The 14,189-nt window shown below is 58.5% G+C and carries 13 protein-coding genes; 11 read left to right on the top strand and 2 right to left on the bottom strand.

What is annotated here, in order from left to right; translation table 11 throughout:
- The first annotated feature begins 82 nt into the window (after positions 1 to 82).
- The 7 genes from tssH (at position 83) to ACSQ8V_RS31000 (ending at position 5,787) form a co-directional block, all read left to right on the top strand.
- Positions 83 to 2,809 carry a type VI secretion system ATPase TssH gene (gene tssH / locus ACSQ8V_RS31030; RefSeq protein WP_436208333.1) on the top strand — a complete coding sequence of 909 codons (2,727 nt, stop codon included), beginning with the start codon at positions 83 to 85 and terminating at the stop codon, positions 2,807 to 2,809.
- The gene (gene tssE / locus ACSQ8V_RS31025; protein WP_436208332.1) at positions 2,806 to 3,234 is read left to right on the top strand and encodes a type VI secretion system baseplate subunit TssE; all 429 of its coding nucleotides are present in this window, start codon (positions 2,806 to 2,808) and stop codon (positions 3,232 to 3,234) included. The genes tssH and tssE overlap by 4 nt, the downstream gene beginning before the upstream one ends.
- 35 nt (positions 3,235 to 3,269) lie before the next feature.
- Positions 3,270 to 3,416, top strand: a complete 147-nt coding sequence (locus ACSQ8V_RS31020; RefSeq protein ID WP_436208331.1) for a hypothetical protein — start codon at positions 3,270 to 3,272, stop codon at positions 3,414 to 3,416.
- Between the two features lie 50 nt (positions 3,417 to 3,466).
- Positions 3,467 to 4,363 carry a DUF6731 family protein gene (locus ACSQ8V_RS31015; protein WP_436208330.1) on the top strand — a complete coding sequence of 299 codons (897 nt, stop codon included), beginning with the start codon at positions 3,467 to 3,469 and terminating at the stop codon, positions 4,361 to 4,363.
- Between the two features lies 1 nt (position 4,364).
- The gene (locus ACSQ8V_RS31010; RefSeq protein WP_436208329.1) at positions 4,365 to 4,793 is read left to right on the top strand and encodes a hypothetical protein; all 429 of its coding nucleotides are present in this window, start codon (positions 4,365 to 4,367) and stop codon (positions 4,791 to 4,793) included.
- A 101-nt stretch (positions 4,794 to 4,894) separates the two neighbouring features.
- Positions 4,895 to 5,167, top strand: coding sequence for a hypothetical protein (locus tag ACSQ8V_RS31005; RefSeq protein ID WP_436208328.1), 273 nt, complete (start codon positions 4,895 to 4,897; stop codon positions 5,165 to 5,167).
- 266 nt (positions 5,168 to 5,433) lie between these two features.
- Positions 5,434 to 5,787: a DOPA 4,5-dioxygenase family protein gene (locus ACSQ8V_RS31000; RefSeq protein ID WP_436185541.1), complete on the top strand. Its 354-nt coding sequence runs from the start codon at positions 5,434 to 5,436 to the stop codon at positions 5,785 to 5,787.
- 26 nt (positions 5,788 to 5,813) lie between these two features.
- Here the strand turns inward: ACSQ8V_RS31000 and ACSQ8V_RS30995 are convergent, their stop codons facing one another.
- Complete coding sequence (locus ACSQ8V_RS30995) at positions 5,814 to 6,731, bottom strand: AraC family transcriptional regulator (RefSeq protein ID WP_436208327.1); 918 nt, start codon at positions 6,729 to 6,731, stop codon at positions 5,814 to 5,816.
- Between the two features lie 327 nt (positions 6,732 to 7,058).
- On the opposite strand from ACSQ8V_RS30995, the gene ACSQ8V_RS30990 reads away from it, so the two are divergent.
- Entirely contained in the window at positions 7,059 to 8,444 is a 1,386-nt protein-coding gene (locus ACSQ8V_RS30990; RefSeq protein WP_436185539.1) for a dihydrolipoyl dehydrogenase family protein, read from the top strand.
- A gap of 29 nt (positions 8,445 to 8,473) precedes the next feature.
- Here ACSQ8V_RS30990 and ACSQ8V_RS30985 read toward each other — a convergent pair whose 3' ends face one another.
- Positions 8,474 to 9,490: a LacI family DNA-binding transcriptional regulator gene (locus ACSQ8V_RS30985; RefSeq protein WP_436185538.1), complete on the bottom strand. Its 1,017-nt coding sequence runs from the start codon at positions 9,488 to 9,490 to the stop codon at positions 8,474 to 8,476.
- A gap of 291 nt (positions 9,491 to 9,781) precedes the next feature.
- Between ACSQ8V_RS30985 and ACSQ8V_RS30980 the strand changes: the two genes are divergently transcribed.
- From ACSQ8V_RS30980 to ACSQ8V_RS30970, 3 genes are read left to right on the top strand one after another with little or no spacing between them, the layout of a single operon-like run.
- The gene (locus ACSQ8V_RS30980) at positions 9,782 to 10,924 is read left to right on the top strand and encodes an ABC transporter ATP-binding protein (protein WP_436185537.1); all 1,143 of its coding nucleotides are present in this window, start codon (positions 9,782 to 9,784) and stop codon (positions 10,922 to 10,924) included.
- An 11-nt stretch (positions 10,925 to 10,935) separates the two neighbouring features.
- Entirely contained in the window at positions 10,936 to 12,876 is a 1,941-nt protein-coding gene (locus ACSQ8V_RS30975) for a beta-galactosidase (protein ID WP_436208326.1), read from the top strand.
- Positions 12,877 to 12,911: 35 nt separating this feature from the next.
- Complete coding sequence (locus tag ACSQ8V_RS30970; RefSeq protein WP_436208325.1) at positions 12,912 to 14,156, top strand: ABC transporter substrate-binding protein; 1,245 nt, start codon at positions 12,912 to 12,914, stop codon at positions 14,154 to 14,156.
- The last annotated feature ends 33 nt before the right edge of the window (positions 14,157 to 14,189 follow it).

Here is a 14,189-nt window from a genome sequence, read left to right as displayed (position 1 = left end):
CCAATGTCTTCTCGAACCGGTTTGTTCGCACGAGCCTCTCTCGCAGGTTCGTGCGTTTAATCTTCTCTTCGATGACTCCCCCATGACCGCTCGCGACCTCTCTCCATTCCTGCGCCGCCTGAACGACCACTGCGCCCGTGCACTTGCTGATGCAGCGAGCCTGTGCGAGACCCGCGCGCATAGAGAGATCGAGATCGAGCACTGGCTGATCAAGTTACTGGAACTCGGCGACGGCGATCTGGTAGCCATCGCGCGGCGCTACGAGCTGGATATGGACGGCATCTGGAACGGCTTGCTAAAAAGCATCGACCGGTTGCCGCGTGAACTGCGGGGCAAGCCGGGGTTGTCGCATCGGCTTGGACAGATACTGGAAGCCGCCTGGTTGCGCGCTTCGTTTGAAGGCGATCAGCCTGCCATCCGCTCGGCTCACTTGCTGGCCGTGCTCGCTGATATGCCGCATCTGCTGCGTGCACCGGATGCCTGGCAGTTGTTGAGCGTGTCGGCGGTTCAGATAGAACGTTTGAAGCCCGAGTTAGATCGCGTGTCGATCGAAGGACAGACGGGAGCGTCGGCAGATAGAGTGGCGGGTTCCGATGCCATGCGCACGAACGCTGAAGAGCCTGCGACGATAGTACCGAAACAAGCGCCATCCGACGCGCTGCAGCGTTTCACCATCGACATTACGCAGAAAGCCCGCGACGGCAAGATCGATCCGGTGTTCGGGCGCGAAGTCGAAATCCGCCAGATGGTCGATATCCTCGCGCGACGCCGCAAGAACAATCCGATCCTCGTGGGTGAACCGGGAGTAGGCAAGACCGCGCTTGTTGAAGGGCTCGCGCTGAAGATTATCGAAGGCGATGTGCCGGCGGCCATCCGCAATGTCAGCGTGCTGACGCTTGACCTTGGTCTTCTGCAAGCAGGCGCGGGCGTGAAAGGCGAGTTCGAGCAGCGGCTGAAGAATGTGATCGAGGCCGTTCAGCAATCGTCCACGCCGATTTTGTTGTTCATCGATGAAGCGCATACGTTGATTGGCGCGGGCAACACAGCGGGTGGCGCGGATGCCGCGAACTTGCTGAAGCCCGCGCTTGCCCGAGGCGAGTTGCGCACGATTGCCGCCACCACCTGGTCCGAATACAAACAATACTTCGAACGTGACGCCGCGCTTGAACGCCGTTTCCAGATGGTCAAGGTCGATGAACCCGACGACGACAACGCGTGCCTGATGCTGCGCGGTTTGAAGGAGCGCTACGCGCAACATCATGGCGTGCATATCACCGACTCCGCGGTGAGCGCGGCAGTGCGTTTATCGCGTCGATATCTCACTGGCCGTCAGTTGCCGGACAAGGCCGTCGATCTGCTGGACACGGCGGCCGCGCGCGTGCGCATGAGTCTCGACGCAACCCCGATCGCCATCTCCACCCGGCGGGCAGAACACGCAGCGCTCGAAGTGGAACGCGCGGCCTTGCTGCACGATGAAGGTGCGACGTCGGTGGAATACGCGGAGCGTCTTGCTTCCATCGATACCCGGCTGGAAACGCTCACGCGCGAACTGGTGCAACTGGAAGTTGAATTCGCGCAACAAAAGGACGCGATTCTGACGCTCTTCGCGCTACGCGCACGATGGCATGCTGCAACCGACGACACCCAGCGGCGCGACTTGCAGCCGTCGATCAAACAGGCGCACGACCAACTCGCCCAACACGGCAACGGCGCGTTGATCTACGCAGAAGTCGATGAAGCCGCGATTGCACGGGTGATCGCGGATTGGACGGGCGTGCCGGTGGGTAGTTTGTTATCGGATGAACTCGCCACGCTTCTTGAACTGGAAGCGCGACTCGGGCAAGTGGTCGTTGGTCAGGACGATGCATTGCAAGCGCTCGGCAAGAGCCTGCGTGCGGCCAAAGCGGGGCTCAAGTCCGAGGACGCGCCGCTTGGCGTGTTTCTATTGGTTGGACCATCGGGCGTGGGAAAAACCGAGACGGCGCGAGCGCTTGCCGACTTGATGTTCGGCGGCGAACGCGCGCTTCTTACGATCAATCTCTCTGAGTATCAGGAAGCACATACCGTTTCTCAACTCAAAGGCTCGCCTCCGGGTTATGTCGGTTACGGGCAAGGCGGTGTGCTCACAGAAGCTGTGCGCCGCCGTCCCTACAGCGTGATTCTGCTCGATGAAGTTGAGAAAGCGCATCGCGATGTGTTGAACGTCTTCTATCAAGTATTCGATCGCGGTTTCATGCGCGACGGTGAAGGACGCGTGATCGACTTTCGCAATACGGTGATTGTGATGACATCGAATCTGGGCAGCGACCAGATCATGGCCGCGCAGGAAGCGGTAGTCGAAGCCGGCGGTGAGGTCACCGCCGGCATGCTGATGGAGGCGATCAGGCCGACGCTTGTCGAGCACTTCCAGCCGGCGCTGCTCGCCCGCTTTCAGACAGTTGTGTACCGGCCGCTTTCTTCGGATGCGATGACCACGATCGTACGCATGAAGCTCGCGAAGGTGGCGCAGCGCATCGAGCGCAAGTTCAATGTGCCGCTTATTTGCGATGACGCGCTGATCGGCGAACTGGTGCGTGCGTGCCAGTTGCCGGATTCGGGGGCACGCAATATCGATAGCCTGCTGGATCAGCAGATTCTGCCTGTGCTTTCGCGGGAGTTGCTGATGCGCGTGTCGCAAGCGCAGACCCTCCATGCGATCAGGTTGTCGTACTCAGATGAAGCCGGAATTGCTGTCGATTTCGATGAGGCCCCAAGCGATGTTCATGCGGTGTCGATCAGCGAAGAACTCTCACCAGAAGCGACGCCATGACGCGCGGCGGACCTGGACTGTTCGAAGCGGTAACGGGGCACTTTGCGAACGGCGATCCGATTGATCTTCACAGCCGGCACCAACAAACGTTTCTCTCGGTGCGCGACAACATTCAGCGCATCCTGAATAGCCGCCGCAATAGCCTCGCGCACTTGCCTGACTACGGTCTGGGTGATCTGTCGAAGATTTACCGACACATGCCCGCGTCGGCGCACACGCTCCAGCGTGAGATCGAAGGCACATTGCTCAAGTACGAACCGCGTTTGAAATCGATCGAGATTAGCGCCGCTGAACCTGAAGACGGCATGTTGTTGAGCTTCACGATGTCCTGCGAATTGCATCAAGCAGGACTTGTGCGCTACGGCACGCACTTCTCACCTGATGGACAAACCCGGCTTACGACGCAGGACAACACGCGGGGCTAGCACGTACATGCAGATTAGTCCCCAAGGAAGCAAACATGAAAAAGATGGCGGTGAAAGGTAACGGAAGAACGACCGGCGCAGAAATACTCGACGGCGATGGAACCGCTGCTCGTAGTCCCATCAGCAACGTGGTGCGAAAGCGTCGGGGTATGCAACGGCGTGCCAACACGACAGACATCTGATTCATTAATTACGAATATTTCAACTTATAGGGAAGATGATGGTAGGAGTAATGGCTGTTCACTTGTTTGAAGTTCGAGCCTTGCATCGCACGCCTCCATTGGCACAACTGCTGGAGCGCATACACGGGGACGCAATCGCTGATCGCCTGAGAACCGTAGGCCATCAGGAGGTGCGCGTCGAAACAATCGCCGCACCGCGCAGTAGGGGCAACAACACGCCATATTGGCTACTCGATTTCACGAAAATTCGCTTCGAGCACGGACCTGGTAAGGCGAGCAGAGAAGATCCAATTGAGAGTTTCGAACTCGATGCCGATCAAGGATTCGGTGAAGAGACCGCTGTCCTCTATGATCCCCGGCGGCAAGCAATGTTGATCCAGTACAATCACTATGGCGCACGCTCGACGATCATAGAGAACTACTTCGCGCTCTATGACCATGATCAAAACGAGGCTAGGGGCTACGATTTCGATATCCGAATGGACGAAGACGCAGACTTGCGTTTTGCCAAAAAGCAAACCATCACCAAAATGCATTTTAAGATCGCCCCGCCTCGCATGACAAATGCGCAGCGCGGCGGAAACGTTTCTCTCGGCCGCTCTATTGACTTAAGTAGTAGCCTTGATGCCGAAAGCATTGAAGTAATTGTTTCTGCTGGAAGGGGCGTCAATGCGTCACTGTCATTTGCACAAGTCACTGCCTTTACCCGCCGCTTGATGCGAATGAGGGTAGCAAGAGGTGAGGAGCCTGTCTTATCGAAGTTAGAAATCGCAGGCCGAGATTCGCCCCTAGAACCCCTTGATGTCGTTGATTTGCTTAGGCCAAAGCTGGTTCACTACATAAGTGACCTTGTTTTGAACCCAGCAGATCGACGATACACTCAACGATCCCGATGGGATGGGTTACTTCGAGCCCGCAACGGCTGGGAACACGTTATCGCAGGTTGAAATGTCGCTAAGAACTGAGCGCTGGTACCCCCACGTTGTCGCCAGCGCTGCGGGACTGGCGTGGTGGCATTTTGAAGTTCCGCTCCCTGTTGCGATCAAAGAGTTTTTGTCTGCGGCCATAAGCGTCAGTGCGATCCTTACTGGTTTCGTTGCGACCTCGCAGGCGATTCTTGCCGCATTGCCCACCGACACAGTAGTTGGTCGCCTGCGAGCGTCGGGGTACATTGATGATTTGATCTCTTACCTAGCCGGAGCGCTCTACGGATGTTTGATCCTGAGTGGCTATTCGATATCAGGATTTTTTTGGAACGAACATCTTCCATTTTGGTACGGGCCGGCTTGGATCTGTCTAGCGACATTCTCTGCATTGTGTTTTCATCGCGTCTCTCGAATATTCTTCAAGATATTGCGTTGGGCACCGCCAATCTGAATGTGTACCATAAATGCTTGAATCAGATGGCATCGTCTCGATGGTAAACGACCACGGAGATCTCATGATATCGGATGCTATCGCATGGCCAATCTAACAGCATGAATAGCAGACGCGTCCACGCCATTTTCAACAAAACCTATCCATCGATCGACCTGTCGGGATGCGAGTGGAAGCACGTTTATTCGAAAGACGGCATCCAACGGGAATTACTGCGGCAATTGATGTCTGGTCTTCCCGGCGACGACTATTTCGTTCACGCGCACCGCAAACTTGGAAATTTTTTACCGAAGCAAAGTGCGCTGGATTTTGTAGTTGAGCATATCGGGAAGGGTACCATCCGCATCACGGATCGCGCCTTCATGAGGTTGTGATCGTCGGCTAGAACGGTGTAGTGACCACCTAGCCGCCCGCTTTGACGCCCGCTGCAGTGGTTTTGGGTGATGATGTATCTATGTAGACTAAGTGGGGTTCGCAAACACAAGAGCGACTTCCGAAGACCCGCCAATTTCGAATCTGATGAACGGTCAGGCTGAAAATGAGATGTTCAGACCATTCTCTAAATGGAATATCGGCCTAGGCGGATCACTATGCTAAGCAGCAAATCCCTAACCTTTCAGCCTGCGCGAGAGAAACTTCCATGACCCTCCTCACCACCTCGTCCATTCAAACCTGGCATGCCCACATCTACTTCGACGCCGCCACCCGCGATGCCGCCTGGCAATTCCGCGAGGAGATCGCGACCCGTTTCGGCGATGCACTGCAACTCGGCCGGTTCCACGAGAAGCCCGTCGGCCCGCATCCAAAATGGTCCTACCAGCTCGCTTTCGAGCGCACGCAATTTGCCGATATCGTGGAGTGGCTGACGCTGAACCACGGTGCGCTAGACGTTTTCCTCCATCCAAATACCGGTGATTCGTTGTGGGACCATCGCGACGCGGCGGTGTGGATCGGCCATTCGCACAAGCTGGTGCTCGACAACTTCATGGCGTGACTAAAGCGTAAACCCGTCCGTCCGACTCACGACCCACGCCCTTGCCTGAACCCACCCGGCCCAACCCCATACGTGTCTTTAAACTTCTTGCTGAACGCCGATTCCGACTGGTAACCAACATTGTCTGCAATCTCGGCGATGCTCTTCGATGTACGCGTCAGCAAAGTCCCCGCAAGCTGCATGCGGATGCGGGTGAGCAGGGTCATCGGCGAGTCTTCGGTGAGTGCGCTGAACGTCCGCATGTAGGTGGCGCGTGACATTGCCGATTGCTGCGCCAGCATGTCGATCGTCCATCGTTCAGCGGGCCGTTCCAGCATGGCAATCACCGATGTCCCAAGCCGCGGATGTGCGAGCAGCGCGAGTACATCGGTGGTGGATGGCTGCTGTTCAAGATGCGCCCGCAGCAACAGGGTGAACAGCGCGGTAGAGAGCGCTGACACGATGGGATATGCCCCGGGCGCCGCCTCGCTCGCCTCCTTGCGCATCATGCCGACCATGCGCGTGAGGTCGCGGACATCGGCGCGGGCGAAGGACATTTTCACGAGATCCGGCAGCACGTCGATAAGTAATGCATTCGCCGCGTAGTTAAAGCGGCCGCATAACAAATCGAGGCTCGCGGCATTGGGCCCGCAATTCGAGCGGACGGTCACCGCGCCGTTATGGCGGCTCTCCATCTCACCATGCTCGCGGCCGTTAGCTAGTTCCACTCCCTGGAGCACGTGGGCATCGCCGCGCGGCAACATGACAATATCGCCAGTTTCCAGCAGCACGTCCGCTTTCCCGCGGAATTTGAGGAGGCAACTTCCTTCCAGTACCACGTGGTACACCGCTTCGCTCGGCGGAGCGGGCGGATGATCCCGCTCCCACTGCCCGCTTAGAAGGCAGCGCAGGTCGAGCGCGCCTTGCAGGCGGGATAACTGGATCAGTCGGTCGAGTGCGTCCATGGTTGAGCGGAGAGGGGCAAGTAGCAAGGCATCAACAGCGGCAGCGGCTTAGCGAGCTTACCGGAGAAAAGAGCCCGCGATGATCGGCTGAAGTTTGTGGGCACACCGCTTCCTTTACGCAATTCGTCTGCAATGAAACCCGGGCAATGAGACGAACGAGCATCTATTCGAGCCGGTCCGGCATGGAGATTCAGCGCTCCGAGGTCTACATTTACGTCATGGCGGGGGCAGGATTGGATCGAAACGAACCCGCTCTCTCGGCATAGTGCGAATCCTCCCATACCGGCTCGGTTCAGCTATGCGCAAACCTTTGAAAGGGAGCTGAAAATGTCGACGGTCGAGCAATTCGAATATGTGTTTTTGGGCGGCGGAAAGGGCGGCAAGACGCTCGCGATGGAACTCGCCAAAGAAGGCGAGCGCGTGGCCGTAGTCGAAGAGGGAATGATTGGCGGCTCCTGTATCAACGTGGCATGTATTCCGAGCAAGGCGCTGATTCAAACCGCGCGCATCATGCACGCGGTGCAATCCGCAGACATATTGAAGGGCGCCGCTCGCGACGCCACGGTCGATATGACGCAGGTTCATCGCCGCGTGCGTGAAGTAGTGGACGGCATGGTCGATATCAACGCAAAAGCGTTCGAAGCATCGGGCTTTGACCTGATCCTCGGCACCGGACATTTCGTGGGCCCGCGCCGCATTCACGTCGCGATGAACGACGGGCGGGAACGCGTGGTCGAGGGCGTTAATGTGTTCATCAACACAGGGACGTACGCCGCTGTCCCGGATATTCCCGGCCTGCGCGACGCGGCACCCATGACGCACGTTGAAGCACTCGAACTCGACTCGCTGCCGGAGCGTCTGATCGTGATTGGCGGTGGGTATGTCGGTCTGGAGATGGCGCAAGCGTTTCGGCGCTTGGGCAGCAAAGTAACCGTCGTGCAAGAGGCGCCGCGTGTTGCCATGCGTGAGGACGCCGATGTCACGGATGCGATTGAATCGGTCCTTACCAACGAAGGAATCAACCTTAGGGTGTCGGTCAAGCCCTTGCAAGTGAGCGGGCGCTCAGGGCAATCCGTCACTGTCGAGCTCAACGACGGCAGCCGCATAACGGGCACGCATCTGCTGGTCGCGACGGGCAGGGTGCCGCGCACGGCAGGCATTGGACTGGACTTGGCGGGTGTAGCGCTAGATGAACGCGGATTTATCAAAGTCGATGAGCGTCTGGCGACGTCCGCGGCGAACACGTGGGCAATCGGTGAAGTGGCGGGCACTCCGATGTTCACGCATGCTTCATTCGATGACTATCGCGTACTCAAGTCGCAACTCGCCGGCGGCAATCTGACCACGCGTGATCGCGTCATTCCGTACGCGATGTTCATCGAGCCGGAGCTTGCACGTATTGGTATCAACGAAAGCGATGCGCAACGACAAGGCATCGCCGTGCGTGTGGCGAAACTCCTGATGGCGTCTATCCCCCGCGCCCGTACGACCGGTGATACGCACGGCTTCATGAAAGCGATTGTGGATACGCAATCGGATCGCATCCTCGGTTTCACGATGCTTGGTTCGAACGCCGGCGAAGTGGTTGCGGTAGTGCAGATGGCTATGCTCGGTAATCTCCCGTACACCGCTGTCCGGGACGCGATCCTCTCGCATCCGACCATCGCGGAAGGCCTGAACATGCTGTTCGCGACGATCCCTGAGAGAGCGTGATTGGGCCGCAATAGGTCTTCAATAATGCTTCAACCACGTACCGGTCCCGTCGATGCCCTTTGAACCAGCACGGGCGGGGGCGCTACGCGCATGGGTGTCTCGCAGTGACCACCGCTTTCGATCAACGCCTCCAGCAACTCAACGGCCATGGCAGCGGCGGCATCGGTAGGGACCGCAACCGTCGATAACCCCGGTCGTGATTCGCGTGCCAGTTGAATGTCAGTAATCCCAATCACCGACAGGTCGTCGGGAATGCGCATGCCCCGATCTGCCGCGGCGTGCATCGCGCCTAACGCAGGCAAGTCGTTGGTCGCGAAGATCGCGGTCAGGTCCTCATGCTCCGTCAGCAATTCGCACGCGGCCTCGTAGCCGCCCTGGACGGCGTCGCGAGTAAAACGCGCTTCTTGCGCCGGATGCGCCACGCCCGCAGCCTTCAGCGTGTGACAAAAGCCGGCGTATCGCGCTGCCTGAACACCATCCGGCTGACTCCCGATGATCGCGCCAATCCGTGTATGCCCGAGGTCCAGCAGATGCTGTGCGGCCAGTGCGCCGGCAGCAAAAAAATCGACGGCGACGCACGGCAATCCCGGCGATACCTCCGGACGTTCCCACATGCACAGTACGACCGGTGTGCCGCGCGCGCGCGTGGTGTGAAGATCGTCGAAAGCGATTCGCGAGTTCATCACGAGCACGCCTTCCGACAAGGTCCCCGCAATCTGATCCAGATACGCACGGCTGATCACGGGATCTTCGTTCGTATTACATACGATCAGAAAACGTCCGTTCTTGCGCGCAGCCCGTTCTGCCGCCAGCGCGAACTCCGGATAAAACGGGTTCGCGATACTGGTCACCATCAACGCAAGAGTCGGTGCGCTTCCTTCAGCCAGCGCCCGTGCGGTCAGGTGCGGCCGGTACCCCAGCGCCTCCACCGCGTCGAGCACTCGCTGACGCGTTGCGGCGCCCACCTTGCCGCGCTTGCGCAGCACATTGGAGACGGTTGCCGGGGTGACGCCGGCGCGTACAGCGACTTCGGCCAACGTAGTCATCGAAATCTCGAGGCAAGGGTTAACGCAGGCACAACATCGGCCAAGTCCGGTGAACTATCGGGCGCTTGGCCGCTTCGTCCAAATATCCATCTCGCTGTCCATATTTTGGGATGGCTTCCCGGCATTTGTATAAATCGGCCGACGCCGCTAGATTTGAGACCCAATGCAGTTAAAAAACATAGACGGAGACAGCCGGTCAAAGCGATCCCAAACACGGATCGTTTTTTCACAGGCAGAAGGTTAAGCGCTTAACCTTCCGTTGTCTCCCCGGTAAAACACGGAGACGTCGGCATGGCGAGCATCTCGTTACGATCGGTTCAAAAAGCGTACGGCGATCACGCACTCGTGATTCGCGATGTCGATCTGGAGATCGGCGAGCACGAATTCTGCGTATTCCTCGGCCCTTCGGGATGTGGCAAATCCACCTTGCTGCGCATGATCGCGGGGCTGGAAGACATCACGGACGGTGACCTGTATATCGACGGAAAACTCGTCAACGAAGTGCCTGCTGCACAGCGCGGCGTGGCGATGGTCTTCCAGAGCTATGCGCTCTTTCCGCACATGACCGTCTACCAGAATATGGCGTTCGGCTTGATGCTCGCGAAGACGCCGAAGGACGTGATCGACCAGAAAGTGAAGGAGGCCGCGCGCGTGCTGCAACTCGAAGCGTTGCTTGAACGCAGGCCGAAAGAGTTGTCCGGCGGCCAACGGCAACGCGTGGCGATTGGCCGGGCAATCGTTCGGAGTCCGAGTGTGTTTCTCTTCGACGAACCGCTCTCCAACCTCGACGCTACCTTGCGCGGTCAAACGCGGGTCGAGATTGCGCGCCTGCACAAACAGTTCAATACCGCCAGCGTTGTCTACGTCACTCACGATCAGATAGAAGCCATGACGCTCGCCGACAAGATCGTCCTGCTGCACGCAGGTGCGGACACGGCGAAGTACGGCAGCATCGCGCAGGTGGGTGCGCCGCTCGAGTTGTATCACCGGCCGAGAAGCCGCTTTGTCGCGGGGTTTATCGGCTCGCCGCGAATGAACTTCCTCCCCGCGCGAGTGGTATTGGGCGGCGCGGAAAGCGTATCGATTGTCCTCGACGAAACGAACGAGCGACTGCAGGTTCACGCCAACGGCGAGGCCTTGCGACCGGACCAAGCGGTCACGCTCGGCATTCGTCCCGAGCATCTCGAACCAGCCGCAAACGATGGTTCGATTCAACAAATCGCCCGCACCGTGTCGCTGGTCGAACAACTCGGCGAGCACAGCTATCTGCATCTCGATCAACCGGGCGGTGCGGTGCTGATCGCCAAAGCACCCGGCGACAAGACCCCACGGCAAGGCGAGAACGTCGTCTTTAACGTGCCGCCCGCGTCCTGTCATCTCTTCACCGAGGACGGCTTCGCCGTCACATCGGCTGCCATTGAACACTTTGCGTAGGAGCGCACCGTATGCATCTTGGAGTCTGCTATTACCCGGAACACTGGCCCGAATCGATGTGGAAAGACGATGCGGCGCGCATGAAAGCGCTGGGTATCGATCGCGTCAGGATTGCGGAGTTTGCATGGAGCCGTATCGAACCTGCGCCAGGTGAATACAACTGGGACTGGCTGGATCGCGCAATCGATGTGCTCGCCGACGCGGGCCTGAAGGTCGTCATGTGCACGCCGACCGCGACGCCGCCGAAGTGGCTGATCGATCGTCATCCGGACATCCTGCCCATTGGCGCCGATGGCCGTGCGCGCGCATTCGGCTCGCGTCGGCATTACGATTTTTCATCGCCGTCGTACTTCGAAGCGTCGCAGAAGATTTGCACGGCAGTGGCCGAGCGTTACGGCAAGCATCCCGCCGTGGCGTTCTGGCAAACCGACAATGAGTTCGGTTGCCATAACACCGTCGTGAGTTATTCGCCTGCCGCGTTGCAGCGTTTCAGAGGATGGCTGAAGCATCGCTACGACACCATCGACGCGCTCAATGCGGCATGGGGCACGGTTTTCTGGAGCATGGAGTTCCGCAGCTTCGACGAAATCGATCTGCCCGTTGGGACTGTGACGGAAGCGCATCCGACACATCGGCTCGACTACCGGCGTTTCGCTTCGGACGAGGTCGTGCGCTACAACCGCATGCAGGCCGACATCATTCGCGCGCATTCACCCCAACGGCCAGTCGCGCACAACTTCATGCAGTTGTTCACCGAGTTCGATCACTACAAGGTGGCTGCGGACCTGGATATAGCAACGTGGGACAGTTATCCGCTCGGCGCGCTGGAGGAGCAGTGGTTCGATCCGTCGATCAAGGCGAAGTGGCTGCGCACGGGTCATCCCGACTTCGCATCGTTTAATCACGATGTGTATCGCGGCATGTCGAAGCTGCCGTTCTGGGTGATGGAGCAGCAACCGGGGCCGGTGAACTGGGCGCACTGGAATCCCGCGCCGCTGCCGGGCATGGTGCGTCTCTGGAGCTGGGAAGCGTTCGCGCATGGCGCTGGGTGTGTATCGTATTTTCGCTGGCGGCAAGCGCCGTTTGCGCAGGAACAGATGCACGCGGGTTTGAACACGCCGGATAACCGGCTCGATAGGGGCGGCGCGGAAGCGTCCGTGGTGGCTAAGGAAATCGAGCAGGTGCGGGAGGCAGATGGTGAATCAAAGGTTTCCACCAAAATTGCACTCGTTTGGGATTACGAATCAAAATGGTTATTCGAAATTCATCCGCAAGGTGCTGATTTTCACTATCCGCGTTTCGCGTTCGAGTACTACAGCGCGTTGCGCAGCCTGGGACTCGACGTTGATGTGATTCCGGTAGATGCACCACTGGACGGCTACAAGATGATCGTTGTGCCGCCGCTGCCGGTGGTGTCCGAGGAGTTTGCCGACAGGCTCGCGGCAAGCGGTGCGCAGGTGGTGCTTGGTCCTCGCACGGGATCGAAGACCGTCAATCTGACGATTCCCGCCGCGTTGCCGCCGGGTGAGGGCGTCGCGAAGCTCATCCCCATCCGAGTGTGGCGCGTTGAGTCGATGCGGCCGAACGTAACCGAAAAAGTGGACCAACGCGGTGAGGCGCGTCACTGGCGTGACTTCATCGAGACGAACAATGGCGTGCAGATTGAAGCGACGTTCGCCGATGGGCACCCCGCTATCGTACGTAACGGTTCGGTACTTTACCTCGCCAGTCTCTTCGATGAAACGCTCACGCAGGACATCTTCCTGAATGTGGCGAAAGCAGCCGGACTCGATGCCGCACCGCTGCCCGAGGGTATCCGGATCAGCCGGCGTGGTGGCTTGACCTACGTCTTCAACTACAACACGACGCCGTACAGGATTCCGGCCGCCGTGAATTTTATAGTCGGGCAGGAGGAAGTGGAACCGCAGGGCGTCGCGATTTATAGAGCATAGCTAAGCAAACAACACTCATCAATGAGGAGACACGCATGAAAACCTTGATTCGTCACGGACTGACCGGTGTGGCGCTGGCCGTCGCAATGGCTACGACCAGCATCGCGCAAGCGGGGACCTTGACTGCGAACATTGCGTTTAAAGGTGCAAGCCAGCGCGCGGTCTGGCAGCAGACCTTCGATGCTTTCAAGAAAGCACATCCGGATATTGACGTGAAGGCGACCTTCGTCGATGAAGAAGCCTACAAGGTGCAACTGCCCGGCTGGCTCACAACCGTCGCCCCCGATATTGTCAACTGGCACAACGGCGAGCGCATGGCGTATTACGCGAAGCGTGGCCTGTTCGAAGACCTGACGCCTGACTGGAACAAGAACGGTTGGAACGCGATGTACGCGTCGACGAAAGAATCGTCCACGTACAACGGCAAGCAATATTCGGCGCCGACGGTGTATTACGCCTGGGGCATGTTCTACCGGAAGGACCTGTTCCAGAAGGTCGGCATCACCGCAGAGCCTAAGACGTGGCCCGAATTCCTCGACGCCTGCAAGAAGCTGAAAGCAGCGGGCATTGCACCGGTTGCGGTGGCGGGGCGCGATGCGTGGACACTCGCTGGATGGTTCGATTACCTCGACCTGCGCATCAACGGCAACGCGTTTCATCAGAAGCTGATGGCAGGCGATGTAGCCTACACGGACCCGCGCGTGAAGAAGGTTTACACCGCGTGGAAGGGCTTGATCGATGACAAGATATTCATCGACAACTCGCTGTCCTACGACCTTGACGCGGTGCAGCCGTTCCTGTTCCAGGGCAAGGCGGCCATGATGCTGATGGGCACGTTCATTACCGGCGGATTCCCGGAGAACATCAAGCCGCAGATGGGCTTCTTCCAGTTTCCGATTATCGACAGTAAGGTGCCGACCGCTGAAGATGGTCCGGTGGAGTCGCTGCATATTCCGTCGAAGGCGAAGAACAAGGCGGACGCGCATACGTTCCTGGCATTCGTGGAAACACCGGAAATCAGCGCGCAACTGGCGAAGGGACTGGGGTCGTTGCCGGCCAACAGCAAGTCGCCGGAACCGGATGATCCCATTTCCAAGATCGGCTTCCAGATCCTCTCGCAGACGAAGGGGGGTATCGCTCAGTTCTACGACCGCGACATGACCAAGGAGATGGCCGACGAAGGCATGAAGGGCATGCAGCAGTTCGTGTCTGACCCGACCCAACTTGACGCGATCCTGGCGCAGCTCGAAGCCACGCGTAAGCGTATCTACAGGAAGTAGGGTGCGACGGCGGCTCGCGATCTTCACGAGCCG

The sequence above is a fragment of the Caballeronia sp. LjRoot31 genome, assembly GCF_964253885.1.
Lineage (GTDB): Bacteria > Pseudomonadota > Gammaproteobacteria > Burkholderiales > Burkholderiaceae > Caballeronia.
Note: the sequence above shows the minus strand (reverse complement) of the source record. Positions and strands in the feature narration are given on the sequence as shown.